The 15,197-nt window shown below is 68.7% G+C and carries 20 protein-coding genes; 3 read left to right on the top strand and 17 right to left on the bottom strand.

Translation table 11 applies throughout. The annotated features are described in order from the left end of the window. Positions 1-593, bottom strand: a 593-nt coding sequence (locus ACGFX9_RS21310; RefSeq protein ID WP_393473925.1) for an ABC transporter ATP-binding protein, incomplete at its 3' end; no start/stop codon positions are given. A gap of 45 nt (positions 594-638) precedes the next feature. Next, positions 639-1,313 (bottom strand): DUF4097 family beta strand repeat-containing protein, encoded by a 675-nt coding sequence (locus ACGFX9_RS21305; protein ID WP_393473922.1) that lies wholly within the window; start codon positions 1,311-1,313, stop codon positions 639-641. Between the two features lie 239 nt (positions 1,314-1,552). On the opposite strand from ACGFX9_RS21305, the gene ACGFX9_RS21300 reads away from it, so the two are divergent. Next, positions 1,553-2,305 carry a helix-turn-helix domain-containing protein gene (locus ACGFX9_RS21300; protein WP_393473919.1) on the top strand — a complete coding sequence of 251 codons (753 nt, stop codon included), beginning with the start codon at positions 1,553-1,555 and terminating at the stop codon, positions 2,303-2,305. Between the two features lie 239 nt (positions 2,306-2,544). Here ACGFX9_RS21300 and ACGFX9_RS21295 read toward each other — a convergent pair whose 3' ends face one another. The 4 genes from ACGFX9_RS21295 to ACGFX9_RS21280 form a co-directional block, all read right to left on the bottom strand. Then, a complete protein-coding gene (locus tag ACGFX9_RS21295) occupies positions 2,545-2,925 on the bottom strand; it encodes a hypothetical protein (protein ID WP_393473916.1) in 381 nt (126 codons plus the stop codon). A 129-nt stretch (positions 2,926-3,054) separates the two neighbouring features. Then, entirely contained in the window at positions 3,055-3,249 is a 195-nt protein-coding gene (locus ACGFX9_RS21290) for a hypothetical protein (protein WP_393474035.1), read from the bottom strand. A gap of 10 nt (positions 3,250-3,259) precedes the next feature. Beyond that, the gene (locus ACGFX9_RS21285; RefSeq protein WP_393473914.1) at positions 3,260-3,451 is read right to left on the bottom strand and encodes a hypothetical protein; all 192 of its coding nucleotides are present in this window, start codon (positions 3,449-3,451) and stop codon (positions 3,260-3,262) included. Positions 3,452-3,460: 9 nt separating this feature from the next. Further along, positions 3,461-4,312 (bottom strand): helix-turn-helix domain-containing protein, encoded by an 852-nt coding sequence (locus ACGFX9_RS21280; protein WP_393473910.1) that lies wholly within the window; start codon positions 4,310-4,312, stop codon positions 3,461-3,463. A gap of 267 nt (positions 4,313-4,579) precedes the next feature. Between ACGFX9_RS21280 and ACGFX9_RS21275 the strand changes: the two genes are divergently transcribed. Together ACGFX9_RS21275 and ACGFX9_RS21270 are read left to right on the top strand one after the other, a co-directional pair. After that, complete coding sequence (locus ACGFX9_RS21275; protein ID WP_393473907.1) at positions 4,580-5,062, top strand: ATP-binding protein; 483 nt, start codon at positions 4,580-4,582, stop codon at positions 5,060-5,062. Further along, positions 5,059-5,376, top strand: coding sequence for a hypothetical protein (locus ACGFX9_RS21270; RefSeq protein WP_393473905.1), 318 nt, complete (start codon positions 5,059-5,061; stop codon positions 5,374-5,376). Before ACGFX9_RS21275 ends, ACGFX9_RS21270 begins: the two co-directional genes overlap by 4 nt. Here ACGFX9_RS21270 and ACGFX9_RS21265 read toward each other — a convergent pair. The 11 genes from ACGFX9_RS21265 to ACGFX9_RS21215 form a co-directional block, all read right to left on the bottom strand. Beyond that, entirely contained in the window at positions 5,361-6,965 is a 1,605-nt protein-coding gene (locus ACGFX9_RS21265) for a hypothetical protein (RefSeq protein ID WP_393473902.1), read from the bottom strand. The two genes, ACGFX9_RS21270 and ACGFX9_RS21265, sit on opposite strands and share 16 nt — an antisense overlap. A gap of 162 nt (positions 6,966-7,127) precedes the next feature. After that, entirely contained in the window at positions 7,128-7,790 is a 663-nt protein-coding gene (locus ACGFX9_RS21260; protein ID WP_393473899.1) for an OmpA family protein, read from the bottom strand. 4 nt (positions 7,791-7,794) lie between these two features. Continuing rightward, positions 7,795-8,400, bottom strand: a complete 606-nt coding sequence (locus ACGFX9_RS21255) for a hypothetical protein (RefSeq protein ID WP_393473896.1) — start codon at positions 8,398-8,400, stop codon at positions 7,795-7,797. Between the two features lie 32 nt (positions 8,401-8,432). Further along, positions 8,433-9,035: a pilus assembly protein TadG-related protein gene (locus ACGFX9_RS21250; RefSeq protein WP_393473893.1), complete on the bottom strand. Its 603-nt coding sequence runs from the start codon at positions 9,033-9,035 to the stop codon at positions 8,433-8,435. After that, positions 9,032-9,220, bottom strand: a complete 189-nt coding sequence (locus ACGFX9_RS21245) for a hypothetical protein (RefSeq protein WP_393474032.1) — start codon at positions 9,218-9,220, stop codon at positions 9,032-9,034. Before ACGFX9_RS21245 ends, ACGFX9_RS21250 begins: the two co-directional genes overlap by 4 nt. A 365-nt stretch (positions 9,221-9,585) precedes the next feature. Then, positions 9,586-10,461: a DUF5936 domain-containing protein gene (locus ACGFX9_RS21240; protein ID WP_393474029.1), complete on the bottom strand. Its 876-nt coding sequence runs from the start codon at positions 10,459-10,461 to the stop codon at positions 9,586-9,588. Positions 10,462-10,488: 27 nt separating this feature from the next. Beyond that, entirely contained in the window at positions 10,489-11,430 is a 942-nt protein-coding gene (locus tag ACGFX9_RS21235) for a type II secretion system F family protein (RefSeq protein ID WP_393473890.1), read from the bottom strand. Then, positions 11,430-11,552, bottom strand: a complete 123-nt coding sequence (locus tag ACGFX9_RS21230; RefSeq protein ID WP_393473887.1) for a hypothetical protein — start codon at positions 11,550-11,552, stop codon at positions 11,430-11,432. The genes ACGFX9_RS21235 and ACGFX9_RS21230 overlap by 1 nt, the downstream gene beginning before the upstream one ends. Beyond that, positions 11,552-12,907 (bottom strand): CpaF family protein, encoded by a 1,356-nt coding sequence (locus tag ACGFX9_RS21225; RefSeq protein ID WP_393473884.1) that lies wholly within the window; start codon positions 12,905-12,907, stop codon positions 11,552-11,554. Before ACGFX9_RS21225 ends, ACGFX9_RS21230 begins: the two co-directional genes overlap by 1 nt. A gap of 76 nt (positions 12,908-12,983) precedes the next feature. After that, the gene (locus tag ACGFX9_RS21220; RefSeq protein ID WP_393473882.1) at positions 12,984-13,304 is read right to left on the bottom strand and encodes a TadE/TadG family type IV pilus assembly protein; all 321 of its coding nucleotides are present in this window, start codon (positions 13,302-13,304) and stop codon (positions 12,984-12,986) included. Positions 13,305-13,447: 143 nt separating this feature from the next. Continuing rightward, on the bottom strand, positions 13,448-15,055 hold the full coding sequence (locus ACGFX9_RS21215) for a CpaE family protein (RefSeq protein ID WP_393473879.1): 1,608 nt from the start codon (positions 15,053-15,055) through the stop codon (positions 13,448-13,450). Positions 15,056-15,197: the final 142 nt, after the last annotated feature.

The following is a 15,197-nucleotide window of genomic DNA, read 5'->3' as shown; positions in this document are numbered from 1 at the left end:
TCCTCCAGGTACTGGGTGGTGAGGAAGACGGTGACGCCGCCGGTGACGAGTTCGCGGATGATGCCCCACATGTTGTGCCGGGAGCGCGGGTCGAGCCCGGTGGTCGGCTCGTCCAGGAAGATGATCCGCGGGCTGCCCACCAGCGTCATGGCGATGTCCAGGCGCCGCTTCATGCCCCCGGAGTAGGTGGAGGCGGGCTTCTTCGCCGCGTCCACCAGGTCGAAGCGCTCCAGGAGTTCGGCCGTCACCCGCCGTCCCTCACCACGGGAGAGATGGTGCAGGTCGGCCATCAAAAGCATGTTCTCCTCCCCCGTGATCAGCCCGTCGACGGCGGAGAACTGCCCCGTCACCCCGATCGCCGCCCGCACCCCACCCGGCGAGGTGGCCACGTCATGGCCCGCCACCTGCGCCTGACCGCCGTCAGCGGAGATCAGCGTGGAGAGGATCTTCACGGCGGTCGTCTTACCGGCCCCGTTCGGACCCAGCAGCGCGAACACCGACCCCGCCGCGATGTCCAGATCAATACCGTCCAGAACAGTCTTGTCGCCGTACGACTTACGCAGCCCGTTCGCCGCGATGGCCGAGTTCGTCATGAGAGGTACTCCCCTTTATAGGCAGCGGATTTACAAGCGGCGGGTTTACAGACTGCGGGCGGTGACGTCGCCGTAGGCGGTGGTCGCGTGGATGTTCAGGGCCGCGTCGGCGCCGTCGGTGTTCGCCAGCGCGTTGTGGATCCGGCCGTAGGTGGTGCCCGCGTCCAGGGAGGCGGAGACTCCGCGGGCGGCGCCGACCGAGATCTCGCCCTGCTCGGTGCGGAGCGTGACCGTGCCGCGTACGGCCTCGGCGATACGGATGTCGCCCTTCTGGATGCTGATCTCCGCGGCGCCGCCCAGGCGGCCGACCGAGATGTCACCGGCGAGGGCGGTGAGGCGGGCGGTTCCGGTCTCGTCGAGCTTGACCGAGCCCTGCGCGCCCTCGAAGACGACCTCGCCGAGCCGTCCGACGCCCCGGAGTTCGGCGGCGGCGGCCTTCGCCTCGACGCGGGACCCCGCGGGCAGCTGGACGGTGACCTCGATGGCTCCGGAGGCGCCGAGGATCTTGTTCTTCGCCGGCGCGGCGTTGATCCGCAGGACGCCGTCGGCGCCGTACTCGACCGTGGCTTCCTCCGCCGCCTTCACGTCGCGGCTCTTGGAGGCGTTCGCGGGCAGGATCTCGACCGTGGTGTCGGCGCGGTCGGCGGCGATGAGCCGGATGTTTCCCGCGGCGATGTCGACGACGGCGGAGACCGGGGCGGGGGTGTCGAACTTCTGCATGGTGCACTCCTTCTGGTGTGGCGTGCCTTGCGGCCCGCGCTTTCTGATGATGGAAACGCTAAGTTGCGTTCACGATTCTGACAACAGCGATGTTGCAAGCAATATTCATAAGCCCAGGTCATAGGCGAGTAATCGTTGCAGCGGAAAGAAGCAGAACGCAACAACAACCCTCACCACGTTGCAATGAGTTGCCGATGAACGCTATGGTGAGGGCACCACGGACCACGAAGGAGACCGCGATGCCGGGAGGCAGACTCACTCAGCGGGAACGCCAGGAGATCGGGCTGGGGCTGGCCGACGGGCTCGCCTACGCGGAGATCGCCAGGCGCCTCGACCGCCCGACCTCCACGATCACGCGCGAGGTGATGCGCAACGGCGGCCCCACCGCGTACCGCGCCGACCTCGCCCACCGCGCCACCGAACACCGCGCCCACCGCCGCAGGCAGGCCACGCCCCGGGACCCCAAGGCGCCCACGGAGACCCACGGCCGCGACGCCGAAGCCGTGCGTGAGTACGAGGAGTTGTTCACCACCGTCCTCATGGGCTCGGGCATGCCCAAGATGATGTCCCGCGTGATGGCCTGCCTCACCATCACCGACTCCGGCAGCCTCACCGCTTCCGAGCTCGTCGAGCGGCTCCAGGTCAGCCCGCCGTCCATCTCCAAGGCGATCGCGTTCCTCGAAAGCCAGGGCTTCGTCCGCCGGGAACGCGACGAACGCCGCCGCGATCTCTACGTCGTCGACGACGACATCTGGTACCAGTCGATGATGGCCAGCGCCCGCTCCACCGCCCACGTCGTCGAGGTCGCGCGGCAGGGCGTCGGAGTTCTCGGGCCGGGCTCCGCCGCCGCTTCCCGCCTGGAGAACGTCGCCCGCTTCCTCGACTTCGTCAGCGAGAACCTCGCCCGAGCCGCGGAACAGGCACGCGAGATCCTCTCCACGAAACCCGACACGACGCCGGACGGCGAAGTGACCTCGGACGACCCCGCCTGAGCCGCGGGGCGCGGACAGCAAGGTCGGGGGCGTGCGGGCGGCGGCCCGCCCCGTCCTCACAGATCGGGCCAGACGTGCCTTTCGTCGTACGAGGACTGGCCCGCAAAGAACCAGTCGGCCAGGTCGCCGATGCGTTCCAGGCGGGTGAAGGCGGCCCGGTCCCAGGTCAGTTCCGATCGCAGCCGGCGCAGGAAGCTGCCCTCGTCCTCGCGGAACTCCCGCTCCAGGGTTTCGAGCGCCTACTCCATGTAGTCCATGGGCTGCCCGACGCGGGAACGCCAGTTGGGGTGAAGACTCGCCATTAACTCGTCGAAGTCCTCGTTCAGGTAGGCCAGTTCGACCGGCTTCAGGCGAATCTGTACGCGGCCGGCGTCCGCCCACCACACCTCGAACCCGGTGACCGTGCCTTCAGCCGGCCAGCGTTCCGCCGTCATCGGCAGCATCAGGACATCCACGAAGCCGCCCACCGGCAGGCCGATGTCCACGAAGAGCCCGATCGCGCCGGGCCTCGGCACGTGAACGACGGTCCCGGTGAAAACCTGCCCGAAGCGAAGCCGCCCCCGGATCGCCGCCCACTCGCTCTCACTGACGTCGCCGTCCCCGCTGCCCCCGTCGACCATGCGGCATTGTGACACTCGGGCCGCGAATCGCAGCAAAGTTCCAGGCGTACCGGGCGAGAGCGGGGGTGGCGCGGAACTTTCCTGCAACTGAGCCCTCCCACACCCGAGACGCCGGTGCCCGGCTTGCGCTCAGCCGAGCAGGTGGTCCGCCTTGCCCGCCTTGATGTCCCGGATCAGGGTGCGGAGGGCTTCCGTGGAGTCCGTGAGGTAATCCTCCTCCTGGCCCGCTACCGCGATGTAGGCGTTGCCCTCGGTGTCGGTGCCGAGTCGGAAGCAGCTTGCTCCCTCGCCGCAGAACGGCTCTTCCCAGGTGATATCCATCAGGGAACCTCTCCTAGAGCAGGTGGTCCGCCTTGCCCGCCTTGATGTCCCGGATCAGGGTGCGGAGCGCTTCCGCAGAGTCCGTGAGGTAATCCTCCTCCTGGCCCGCTACCGCGATGTAGGCGTTGCCCTCGGTGTCGGTGCCTATGCGGAAGCAGGAGTTGCCCTCGCCGCAGAACGGCTCTTCCCAGGTAATTTCAGTCATGGACCTCTCCTAGAGTTGGCTGGCGATGCTGCGGATGAGCGCTCGCGAGTCGTCGGGAGACAGCGCGATGCCCTCCATCCAGTCCAGATGGGCGCGGTACTTGGTCAGTTGCCCCTCGGCGTGCAGGAAGTCCGGCCCGTGCGAGTTGTCGATCTGCACGGTGTCGAGTTGCGGCACGGGACCTTCCGCGTAGAGAACCGTCTGCCCTGCCCCTGGGAAAGCTCCCGCCTCGAACGGGATGACCAGAAGCGTCACGTTGGCTTGCTCTGATCTCTTGAGCAGATCGAAGAGCTGGGCCCGCGCTACATCCCGTCCGCCGAACTGCATACGCAACGCGGCCTCATGCACGATAGCCATGAAGTCCGGCGCGTTCTCCGCGTCCAGGACTTGCTGCCGCTCCACCCTGTGCGCCAACCGCAGGGCGATCTCGTGCTGCGGAAGCTCGGGGATCACAGCCCTGAAGACGGCGAGCGCGTGCTCCGAGGTCTGGAGCAAGCCGGGCACATGCATGGAGTACGCGGCCCGCATACGCGCCGAGTAGGCCTCCAACTCGGCGATGTCCAGCAGCCCCTGCGGGAGCGAGCCCCGATAGCGGTCCCACCACCCGCGCTTCCCCAGTTCGGCCATCTCCGCCAGCGCTTCGACGTACCGCTCATCCTGGCACTCACAGTTGCAGGCCAGAGTGCGAAGCCGGTCCGGCCCGATGGCCCGCATGCCGGTCTCGATGTGGGAGATCTTGCCCCGGTCCACACCCAGCAGGCCCGCAGCGAATTCTGCCGACATACCCGCCGCCGTACGCATCCTGCGCACCTCGGCCCCCAGTCTCTTCTGGCGCTCCGTAGGAGCTGTCCTCGCCGCCATGCCATTCCTCCTACGTGCGGTCCACTGCAGTCTGCCGCCCACGCATGCGGTCAGACCCCCGTACGAGCGCAATTTTCACCGACAGGTGCCAAATTAGGCCCCGCGTCGAGTACGTTAAGTAACGCACAAGCTACACACGGCAGTCGGCAGTGCATCGCGCGTGCCCGCCCGCACGCTTCCTCCCTGGGAGGGGCCGGGCCGCGTCAGGGAGACGGGCCACCGACCGCCGGGCCGGAACAACACACGCTCACCCCACGGGAGTTCCGCATGTCCCCGACCGCCTCGGTCTCCGCCTGCCCCAGCGGCGGCGACCACTCGCCGCCCACGCCCGAGAACCTCACCTACAGCCTCACCCTCCCCTCGGCCCTGACCTCTCCCGCCATCGCTCGCTCAGCGACCCGTACCGTCCTGACCGCGCATGGACTCACCGCCATGGTCGACCCCGCCACGCAGGCGGTTGCCGAACTGGCGGCGGTGGCGTGCACGTTCACCTCGACGCCCGAGATCTACCTCTCGCTTCGCTACCGGGACGGCTCCCTCCGCGTCACCGCGTACGACAGCCATCCTCGCCACACCCACGCCCGCCTCGCCGCTGCCTGCGACAGTCGTCGGCGGGCCGCGCTCAGACTGCTGGCCTGCGTCGTACGCACCTGTCGGGGCGACTGGGGGTTCGGTGACGCGCGTGAACCGGGGGGTGGTACGAGGACGTGGGTTACCCTCCCGCGCAGCGGGGCCGCCGGGTATGTGTGAGGGGTGAGGGTGGGCTCGGCCTCGGCAACGTACGGGACCCGGGCGGCACCCTCGGAGCCGACTGGGTCGAGATGACGCAGCCCGTGCTCGACGAGGAGGAGACCGCTGTCCGGCAGGTCGCCCGGCTGGGGTACGCACCGTCCGACGTACGCCTGCACTGCGGCGACGCCTACTACTACCACCGCGAAATCGAGAACCCGAGCGAAGTCCACCCGCTGCTCGACGTCGTCCAGACGAGCTCGGAGGTACACCGCGACCTACGGCTGGGGACTCAGGCGCGCCTGCGCGAGCTGGCCCGCTACCTGACCGACTGATCGACTGCCCCTGGCCGAGCACGGAAGAGAACCGTGCCCTGCGGCCCCCTGCGCACCTCGGTAACCCCTCCTGCCCGCGCGAACAGGGCCGCCTGGTCCGGCGAGGCGAGAATCCAGCGCACTTGATACCGGGCGAGGATTTCCTGCCGTAGCGGCGGTGTCGTACGCGGTGAGAACAGCGCGCGCTGTGCCTGTGCCCGGGCCGCGGATTCCCGGTTCGAGAGTGCCGGGTCGGGCCAGGCCGGGCTGATCAGGGACACTCCATAGGCGGGGATCAGGTGACTCAGCGGCTTGGCCGTGGCCGCGACGACATCACCGCGGCGCATGTACGCGGCTGCCCAGTCCAGATGAGGCCACAGCTGGAGAGCCGGGGGCAGCGCGCGCTCGGCCGCCGTCTTGAGGGGCGTCGGCACCAGCCATACGACCGGCGACGACTGCGCCCAGATCCCCACGGCGCAGGCCGAAGCGGTCGCTCCCGCGAGCAGACGTTTGATGCCGTTCCTCCGCCGCAGCCACGTCACCCACTCGATCGCGAGTGCCAACTGGAGGGAGAGCATGGCGAAGACGAACATACGGCTGAGGGTGTAGTGCCCGCTGAACCATCCGTACGTCACCGCCGCCAGGGCCATGCAGGCCAGCAAGGCAAATGGGTCCAGGACGTCCCGGCGGGCGCGTACGAGGATGGCCACGATGCCCAAGACCCCGAATCCGTATACGCCCAGCAGGTCGTCGTACGCGCGCACGTGCAGGGCGTCGAGTTGGCCGGAGCCGGCAAGGGTGAGGACGTTGTAGTAGGGCCAGGAGATGACGGAAGCGGCGAACAGCGCTACTGCGGAGGCCAGTTGGAGTCGCTGTGCTCCGGTGAGGCGTGTGAAGGGGCGGGCCAGGAACGCGGCGCAGCCCAGGAGCGCGCCCGTGCCGGCGATCGTGTGACTGATGAGGGTCACCGCGGCGGCGAGGCTGATCAGCAGCAGGGGGACGGGACGTGGCCGGTGCGCCCAGCGGGCCACCGCGACCCACAGATGCAGGGCCGCCCCCAGGGCGAAGTAGCTGGGAAACCCGACGGTGAGCGCCACCCCGAGTGCGCAGTGGTACCCCGCCCCGCTGAAACTGTGCGGGCCCCACAGGAAGAGCGCGAACAGTACGGCGGTCGGGGGTGCCCAGCGGCTCGTGCTGGACATGGCGGTCACCCGGCACACCCCGCTGAACAGCAGCAGCATGTTGAACAGGGCGCAGAGCTTGAGCGTGCCGAAGGCCGTGAGGCCCAGCATCCGGCCGACGCAGGCGGCTGCCACTGTGTACGGGGTGTAGTACGGGCTTGATCCGTTCGGGAGGTCCAGGAGTGGGTTGCCCGGGTGCGTCAGGGACTGCTGCAGACGGTCGATGACCGAGGCGTGCTGGCCGTAGTCCCACATCCAGGGTTCGCGCTGGACCACCAGCCATACGAACGCGGCGAACGGTGCGCAGATGGCGATCGAGGGCCACCAGGCTGTCCACCACTGTGCGGTGGAGCCGGGGCCGGGGCCGGTTCGGGGCTCCGTCGTCGTCCCCTCTTCGCGCGGGCGGCTCAAGGTGGATGTGACTGCCATGCGCGCGCTCCCTGGCCCCTGGGCTATCCCGACGGCGGACACGGGGCACGCTATGAGCGGCGGACATGGCATGTGGGTGCCACGCCCGCGCGGTCCCCCGCTTGGCCCTTGCCGTCGCCCGGTCCGACGAAGCCCTGGCCCTAGCTCTGGCCTAGCTCTGGCCTAGCTCTGCGTGCCGGTGCCGGTGCCGGTGTCGCCGCCGCCTGCCGCGCCTCGCGGGAAGGTGATTTCGACGCGGCGGTTCTTCTTGCGGCCCTGCTCGGAGGTGTTGTCCGCGATGGGGTAATCCTCGCTGTAGCCGCGTACGGAGTAGGTGACCTCGGGGCCCAGGTAGCTCGCCAGCTTGTCGTGCACCTCTTCCGCGCGCTTCTTGGACAGGGTCTTGCCGTGGCTGTAGGAGCCGAGGTTGTCCGTGAACCCGAACACCCTGACGTTCGTCGCCTTCTGCGCCTTGGCCTCTTCCGCGATCGCCTTGATACGGGCGTTGGCTTCCGGGTTCAGCTTGTTGCTGTCCTTGGGGAAGAGGACTTCGGCTTGCAGGGCGAACTTGACGTCCGTGTTGGTGTCCTCGCGACGCTCCTCGCCGCCGAGGTCTTCCACCACGGATTTGATGTCCAGGACTTTGGCCGGGGCGAGGGTGGCGCCGTCTGCGAGCTTCAGCCCGGGGCTGTTGGAGTCGACCTCGGGGGGTGGGGAGGTGGTGGTGCTGCCGGGGGGTGCGGTGGGGTCTTTGTCGTCGGCGAAGGCGGGGGTGGGGCCTGCGAGGAAGAGGAGGACTGTGAAGGTGGTGGCGGCTGTTGCTGTGGCTAGGGTTCGGCGGCCCATGGGGTCACTCACCCTCGGAGATTTCGATGGAGGCGGGGGGCATGTTGCCGACCTGGAACTCCACCTTGGAGGTCCCCTCGGGCGGCGACGGGAACTGGGCGTACCAGTCGGCGCTGTCCCCTGACCTGACTCCGCCTACGAACCGGGTGCACAGGCAACGGCCACCCGTGTCACGCAGGATGAGGTACTTCTTCTTCCCGGCCTTGTCCACCAGGCTTGCGCCAGCGACGGAAGACGCGTTCTTCGTCAGCTCCCGCTCGTCGCCGCGCCAGTCGGCAGCCACCCACAGTCGTGAACCATTGTTGGTGACCCTGCCGGAGACCGTGACGAAGCCTCCTTCATCGCGAACCGCAGACGTGACCACAAGTGAGATGTCGTCCTGCTTCGACTCCGCGAGCACCTTGTCCTGCGCCGGGGGCTGCTCGCTTTGCTCCTTGTCATCGTCTCCGTCATCCTTCTGCGCTGATGAAGAAGACGAACTCTTCTCGGACTTGGACTTGTCGTCCCCGTCCCCGCCTCCTCCACAGCCGGCCACCGTGAGGACCAGGCCAGTCGTGATCGCCACAGCGGTCATTGCCCTGCGGGCCTTCATGGTGCGCCGAATACTCATTACTAAGGGTTCCTTCTCTCGTCGATCACTTGTCACTTGGCCAGGTGCACGGCGAAGAGGACGGAGGCATCCGGGAGATCATCCACATCGAAGTCGTCCGGATCGATCTCGAATGAGTCGCCGTCACATTGGAACTCCACGGCCTTCTCTGGATCAATCGACGGAGTGACCTCACAGCGGGGCTTGATGATCGCGGTGGCTTCAGCCGTCGCGTGCTGGGACTCCGTTCCCGGAATGATCGAGTCACCAACGGTGTAATTGGTTCTGACCTTTGCCCGGTAGCCCGGGTACCCGTTTACTTCGGCCGGATTGAGCGTTGCGGTCGAGTCGTTGTCCGCAGCCAGTGCGTCCGCCGCACCTTGAGCTCCAACACCGGTGAAGTTGTCACCTTCAAGCCAGTCGAGCCAGTCGTCCCCCTGGCCTATCGACAGCCCCAGCCCATCGACCAACTCATCCCGAGAGTCCTGAGCCGCTGCCAATGCCGCCGCGTCAGCCGCAGATTGAGCTCCGTTACGAGCCGACGCAGCTTGGGCGAACGCAAAGAAAGCGAACGCGACGAAGAGCAGAATCCCCGTCATCCAGATGTAGATAGGGAGAGTCTGCCCTCGGTCGCCGCGCCACTCCTTGGCAATCAACCGCCGACGACGGAGGCCACCGCTTCGCCGATCGCCCCGGAGATCTGACCGTCCAGCCCTAGGCCGTCGATCAACGTAAAGATCCCCGCGATGAGAATCATCAGCCCGGCGTACTCCACGAACCCAGCCCCCGCGTCCCGCTGCCTGCCCCGAATTCGGCCTGCCACAGTCACGGTCCAGTCGATCCAATATCCGAGCACACGTTCCTTCAGCACGACGGCCCCTTCTCTCCCACCCGATCGCGCGACCTCTGCCGATACCGATGCCGCTATCGCCACGGAGAACGTACGCCACAAGACGTGTCCCGTCAGCAACTCTCTGCAACAAACGTTCGCCAGGGCATGCAAGTTGGCGGATTCCCTTCCCCCACAGCAAGGTCACCATGCACTCCCCAAATGCCGACCATCGACTGCCCCTTCGAGCGACTGTCCCACATTCAGTTGCATGCGCGAAGAGGTTTCCCTCACTCCGCATGTGAGCCCGCCCCCGCCCCCGCGCCCGCACCCGCACCCGCACCCGCACCCGCACCCGCGGCCCAGCATGGCGAGACTCATTTGCCCAAGATCGAGCCGAAGTCCGACCCCGACCCCAGAAACATCCCCGCCGCGATCAGAATCATCGTCGCCGGAAGCATGAAGACCAGCGTCACCATCGTCGCCTTGGGGATCGTCTTCGCTGCCCGGCGGCGGGAGTTCTGGGCGTCTGTTCGGCGCATGTCCGTGGCCAGTTGGATCAGCGTGTCCGCGATGGGGGAGCCCAGTTCCTCGCCCTGCTGGAGCGCCGAGACGAACTGGGAGACCTGCTCCGATGCGTTCCTGCGGCGCAGCTCGTCGAAGGCCTGGCGGCGGCTTACTCCCATGTCCATCTGGCGCAGCGTGATGCGCAGTTCATCCGCCCACGGGCCCTCGTACCGCTCCGCCACGCGATCCAGCGCCTGGCGGAAGCCCAGGCCCGCCGAGACCACCACCGCGAGGACGTCCAGGAAGTCCGGGAGGGTGCGGTCGATGACCTCGCGGCGTTCTCGTATCGCCTGCCAGATCAGGGCGTCCGCCGCCGTCACGCCGAAGGCGAACGTGAGCAGGCCGAAGAGCGGGGAGCCGTTCGACAGGAACACCAGGCCCATCACCAGGCCGAAGATGCCGTAGACCGCCCTCCGCGCCGCGTAGCGGTCGAGCGTCAGGCCGCCCGGGTTGCCCGCCATGTCGATCCTGCGGCGCTTGGCGTCCACCCGCTTCGGGCCCATCAGGCGCAGGACCAGAGGGGCGAAGCGCATGCCTAGGCGGTCCACCGCCGAGTCCGCCGTGGAGACGCGGGTGGCGCCGACCTCCAGGGCGATCGCGAGGTCCGACGGCACCTTCGCCTCCGCGCGGTACATCCGGACGCCCTGGCAGACGCCCGCCACCGCCAGGCCCATCACGGCCGCCATCGCCAGTCCGAACACGTGACCCGCTCCCTACACTTCGATCTTGCCGAGGCGCCTGATCACGAAGAAGCCCACCGCGTACAGGCCCAGCGCGATCAGGATCAGCGTCTGGCCCATCGGGGATCCCGTCACCCGTGCCAGCGCGCCCTCGTTGGAAGAATTGATCAGGAGGAGCGAGCCGAGGCCAAGGAGCGGGACCGTGAACGCGGTCGCGTGGACCTCCGAGAGCATCGTGCGCACCTCGCGTCTCGTCTCCTTGCGGTCCTCCAGGGTCTGGGTGAGATTCCTGAGGGAGTTCACCACCGAGCCGCCCGCCTTGTTGGAGAGAACCAGGGTGGTGACCAGCACGATCAGCTCGCGGGACGGCAGGCGCTCGGCCAGTTCACCCAAGGTGTCGTCGATGGAGCGGCCCAGCGACAACTGGTCGGCCACCATGGACAGTTCCTCGCCCGCCGGGGCCTCGAGCTCCTCCGCCGCCATCGCGAGGGATGTGCGCAGCGCCAGGCCCGCCGCCGTCGCGTTCGCCAGGATGCGGGCCACGTCCGGGAGTTGGTTGATGAAGGCCTCGATACGCTTCTGGCGCTGCCAGTTGAGGAACACCACCGCGCTCCAGACCGCGACGATGCCCGCGATCGGGCCGAAGAACGGTGCCAGCGTCGCCGCCGCTATCAGCCAGAGCGCGGCGACGACCGCGACGACGTAGACGAAGAACTCGCCCGCCGTCAGGTCGAGGCCCGTCGCCGAGAGGCGCAGGTGGATGGAGCGGCCGAGGCGGGTACGGCGCAGCCGCCGGTCCACCGCCGAGAAGCGCCGGCCCCGGCCGCCGGTGTCGCCCGTGCCGGGGCCGATCGACAGGCGGTCGACCAGCGCCTGGCGCTGGGCCCGGCCCGACGCGTACAGCTGGACGCCGGCGACGGCGAGCGTCCCGGTCAGGATGGTGGCGCCGAGGGCGAGGAGGGCGGGGTTCTCCATCAGCCGGTGGCCCTTCTCGTCACGGTCATCGGCCGGTGGCCCGCGGTCCTCGGCCGGTGACCTGTCTTGTACGTCTCGTACGTCTCGTACGTCTCGTACGTCTCGTACGCCTCACGCGTCATCAGCCGAGCGCCTCCCTCGTGTTCAGTACGTCGATGGCCTGCGCCACGCCGAAACCGGGCGGCACCGGCTCGCCCGCCACGTACAGCCTCTCGGCGACGGAGCGCGGCAGCGGCAGGTGCTCGAAGTAGCCGTGCACGCGGCGGTCCAGGCCTCCGGCGGGCCGGCGTGCCACGAAGCGGGTCGCCGGGGCGATGCGGAACTGTTCGCGGCCGTGCGAGACGAGCAGGACGATCTCGGCGACCTTGCGGGAGCCGTCCGCGTGCCGGGCGAGCTGGACGACCACGTCCACCGCGGAGTTGATCTGGTCCTTCAGCGCCTCGAAGGGGATCTGCACCTCGGACATGGAGCCCAGCGTCTGCAGCCGCATCAGGGCGTCCTCGGCCGTGTTCGCGTGCACGGTGGCCAGCGAGCCGTCGTGGCCCGTCGACATCGCCTGGAGCATGTCGAGCGTCTCGCCGCCACGTACCTCACCGACGATGATGCGGTCGGGGCGCATGCGCAGGCTGTTGCGGACCAGGTCGCGGATGGTGATCTGGCCCTTGCCCTCGACGTTCGCGGGCCGGGATTCGAGGCGGATCACGTGCTCCTGCTGGAGCTGTAGCTCCGCCGAGTCCTCGATGGTGATGATGCGTTCGTGGGCGGGAAGGAGGCCGGAGAGCGCGTTGAGGAGCGTGGTCTTCCCGGAGCCGGTGCCGCCGCTGACGATGATGTTGAAACGGGCGCGTACGAAGGCGGAGAGCAGGAGCAGCATGTGCTCGTCGAGCGAGCCGAGGCCGATGAGCTCGTGGAGCGTGTACGCGCGCGGGAAGCGGCGGATGGTGAGGGTCGGTCCCGTGAGCGCGAGCGGCGGGATGATCACGTTCACGCGTTCGCCCGTGGGGAGGCGGGCGTCGACCATCGGGTTCGACTCGTCCACGCGGCGGTTGACCGTGGAGACGATGCGTTCGATGGTCTGCATGAGCTGGTCGTTCGAGGCGAAGCGGAGGGGGAGCTGCTCGACGCGGCCCGCGCGCTCGACGAAGATCGAGTCCGGGCCGTTGACCATGATCTCCGTGATGGACGCGTCGGCGAGGAGTGGTTCGAGTACGCCGAGTCCGAGGGCCTCGTCCACGACGCGGCGGATCAGCTGGGAGCGCTCGGAGGTCGAGAGGACGGGGCCTTCCCGGCTGATGATGTGGCCCATGACCCGCTCCAGGCGGACGCGGCGGTCCGCCGCGGTGAGGGACGACATCTCGGCGAGGTCGATCTCTTCCAGGAGCTTGGAACGGTAGACGGCCACGAGGCTGTCGTCGCGGGAGGGGCCGCCGTCCTTGCCGTGGTCGTGCGGGATCGCCACGCGATCTCGGAGGCTCATTGTCGTCCGTCAACTCCCTTCAGGTGAGGTGATGCGCTGTTGGGCACCACTTGTTGCTTGCTTCATGCTTCATGCTTCATGGGGCGTCGTCGTTGGGCATCGTGGCCTCCTTGGTCACGCTCCAGCCGGCGTCCACGAAGGGCAGGAGCGTGGGGACCTGGACGGTGACGGTGGCCGTGGTGGTCTCCCCGCCGCCGCTGATGCCGACGCTGCTGTCGAGCCCGCCGTCCATCGCCGCCTTGCCCGCGGCTTCGCCTCCCTCGCCCTGGGAGGCGACACGGGCCGCTGCCCGGGCCCCTGATCCGGCCTGGTTGACGGCGTAGCCGACGAGGCCGAGCTGGATGGCGGCGAGGGCGATGAGGAGCAGGATGGGGAGGAATCCGGCGAACTCCAGCATGGATACGCCGCGGTCGTCGTAGGCGGCTTTCCTCGCTCGGCCCTCGTCCGCTGGGCGGGCCGGGTGTTTCAGCCCGTCCGGCGTTTGAGGACGAACTCGGCGGAGCCGGTGATCGACGGTGCGCAACGCCGCCGGGGCACCTTTCACTCGTCCTCACCCTCCTTCGCCGCCCCCGCCTCCCCGTTGACCTGCCAGCCCGCGTCGATCCCCGGGAAGAACAGCGGGACCTGTGCGTTCACCCGGGCCTTCCATACCGCGCCCTCGTCCGTGCACGACACCTCCGCGCCCTGCCAGGCCCCCGGCAGGTGCTCCTTCGCGGCGGCCGAGCAGGCCGCCGCCGCGCCTTCTCCTGCCGCGTACGCCGCCGTGGCCGCCCTCGCCGCCTCGTCCGCGGCGTTTCCCGCCAGGGAGTACGTGTAGCCGTACAGCGCGCACTGCCACATCAGGCCCATCACGGCCAGGAGCAGCGGGAACATCCCGGCGAACTCCAGGGTGACCGCGCCACGGTCGCCGCCGACCCGCTTCCTGAGGGTCAGCCGTTTGGTGCCGCCCGACGCGGCCTTCGGGTCCACCAGGCCCAGCTCGCCCGCCAGCGCCCACAGTGCCTGCTTCACCGATGACTTGCTGTCCAGGTCCTGCATGCGGCCCGCGTCCACCGCGCCCTGCAGTTCCTTGAAGTTCGCGGGGACGGTGGTGCGGGCGACTTTCGTTCCCGTCACCCTCTCCACCAGGGAGGGCTGGATCTCCGTGCCCTTGCCGTGGCGGTTGACCACCGTGATCGTCTCCTCCGCCTTGCGTATCTGGAGGCGGTCCCAGAGGCGGACCATGCGTTTGGCGGCGCGTACGGAGACGACGTCCGGGGTGAGGAGCAGGACCGCCTGGTCGGCCAGTTCGACGGCCGCCGCGCTCGCCCCGGTGACGTACGCGCCGCAGTCGACGAGCACGACGTCGTAGCGGCTGCGCAGGGCGCTGAGCGTCTGGCGGGCCACCCGGTCGGTGATCTCCTCGCCTCGTTCGCCCTCGGATGGCGCGAGGAGGAGGCCGATGCCGGTCTCGTGGGTGTAGACGGCGTCCTGGAGGACACGGGGCGTGATGTCGGTGATCGCGGCGAGGTCGGCGATGGAGCGGCGGAACTGTACGTCCAGGTAGGAGGCGACGTCCCCGGACTGGAGGTCCAGGTCCAGGAGCGCGACGGTGCGGCCGGAGGCGTTGGCCGCGAGGGCGAGCTGGACCGTGGCGAGGGTGGTTCCCACGCCGCCCTTCGCGCCGCTCACCGCGACGACCTGTCCGCCGCCGGGGGTTTCCGGGCGGCCGGCGTACAGCTCCATTCCGCCGTTGCCGAGGTGGCGTCGCATGCCGGCCGACCAGGACGCCGCGGCGTGCACGCGTTCGGCCAGGGCGTCGTACGCGAGGGGGAAACCGATGATGCCGCGGGCGCCGGAGTCCATGGCGGCGGTGAGGAGGGTGGGGCTGGTGTCGACGGTGATGAGGACGACGCCGACCGCCGGGAAGCGGAGCACCAGATCCCGGATGAGGTCCAGGGCCGGGACCGGGCCGATGCGCTCGTGGATGAGGACGACCTCGGGCAGCTCGTCCAGGGATTCGGAGGCGAGCCTTGCCAGGGTGTCGAGGAGCGCGGTGGAGTCCGCCACGGGGAGGGCGGGTTCGGCGTCGGGGAGCTGCCCGATGAGCGTCGAGAGCGCTCGGGCGGCCTCAAGGTCCGCTACGGCGGGGAGGATGCGGGTCGTCATAGGTCACCCTGCCGGGTCATCAGGTGGGCGGACGGGAGAGATCCGCCGCAAAGGGGCGACTGTGGGGAGCTGCCCGTGGCGGCAGCGAGAACCCGCCGCCCTGGACTGCCGCCCCCGGCGGGAGCGAGAAGCGGCGGTTCAG

This window comes from Streptomyces sp. NPDC048436, assembly GCF_043200355.1.
Classification (GTDB): Bacteria; Actinomycetota; Actinomycetes; order Streptomycetales; family Streptomycetaceae; genus Streptomyces.
This window is presented reverse-complemented; position numbering and strand designations above follow the sequence as displayed.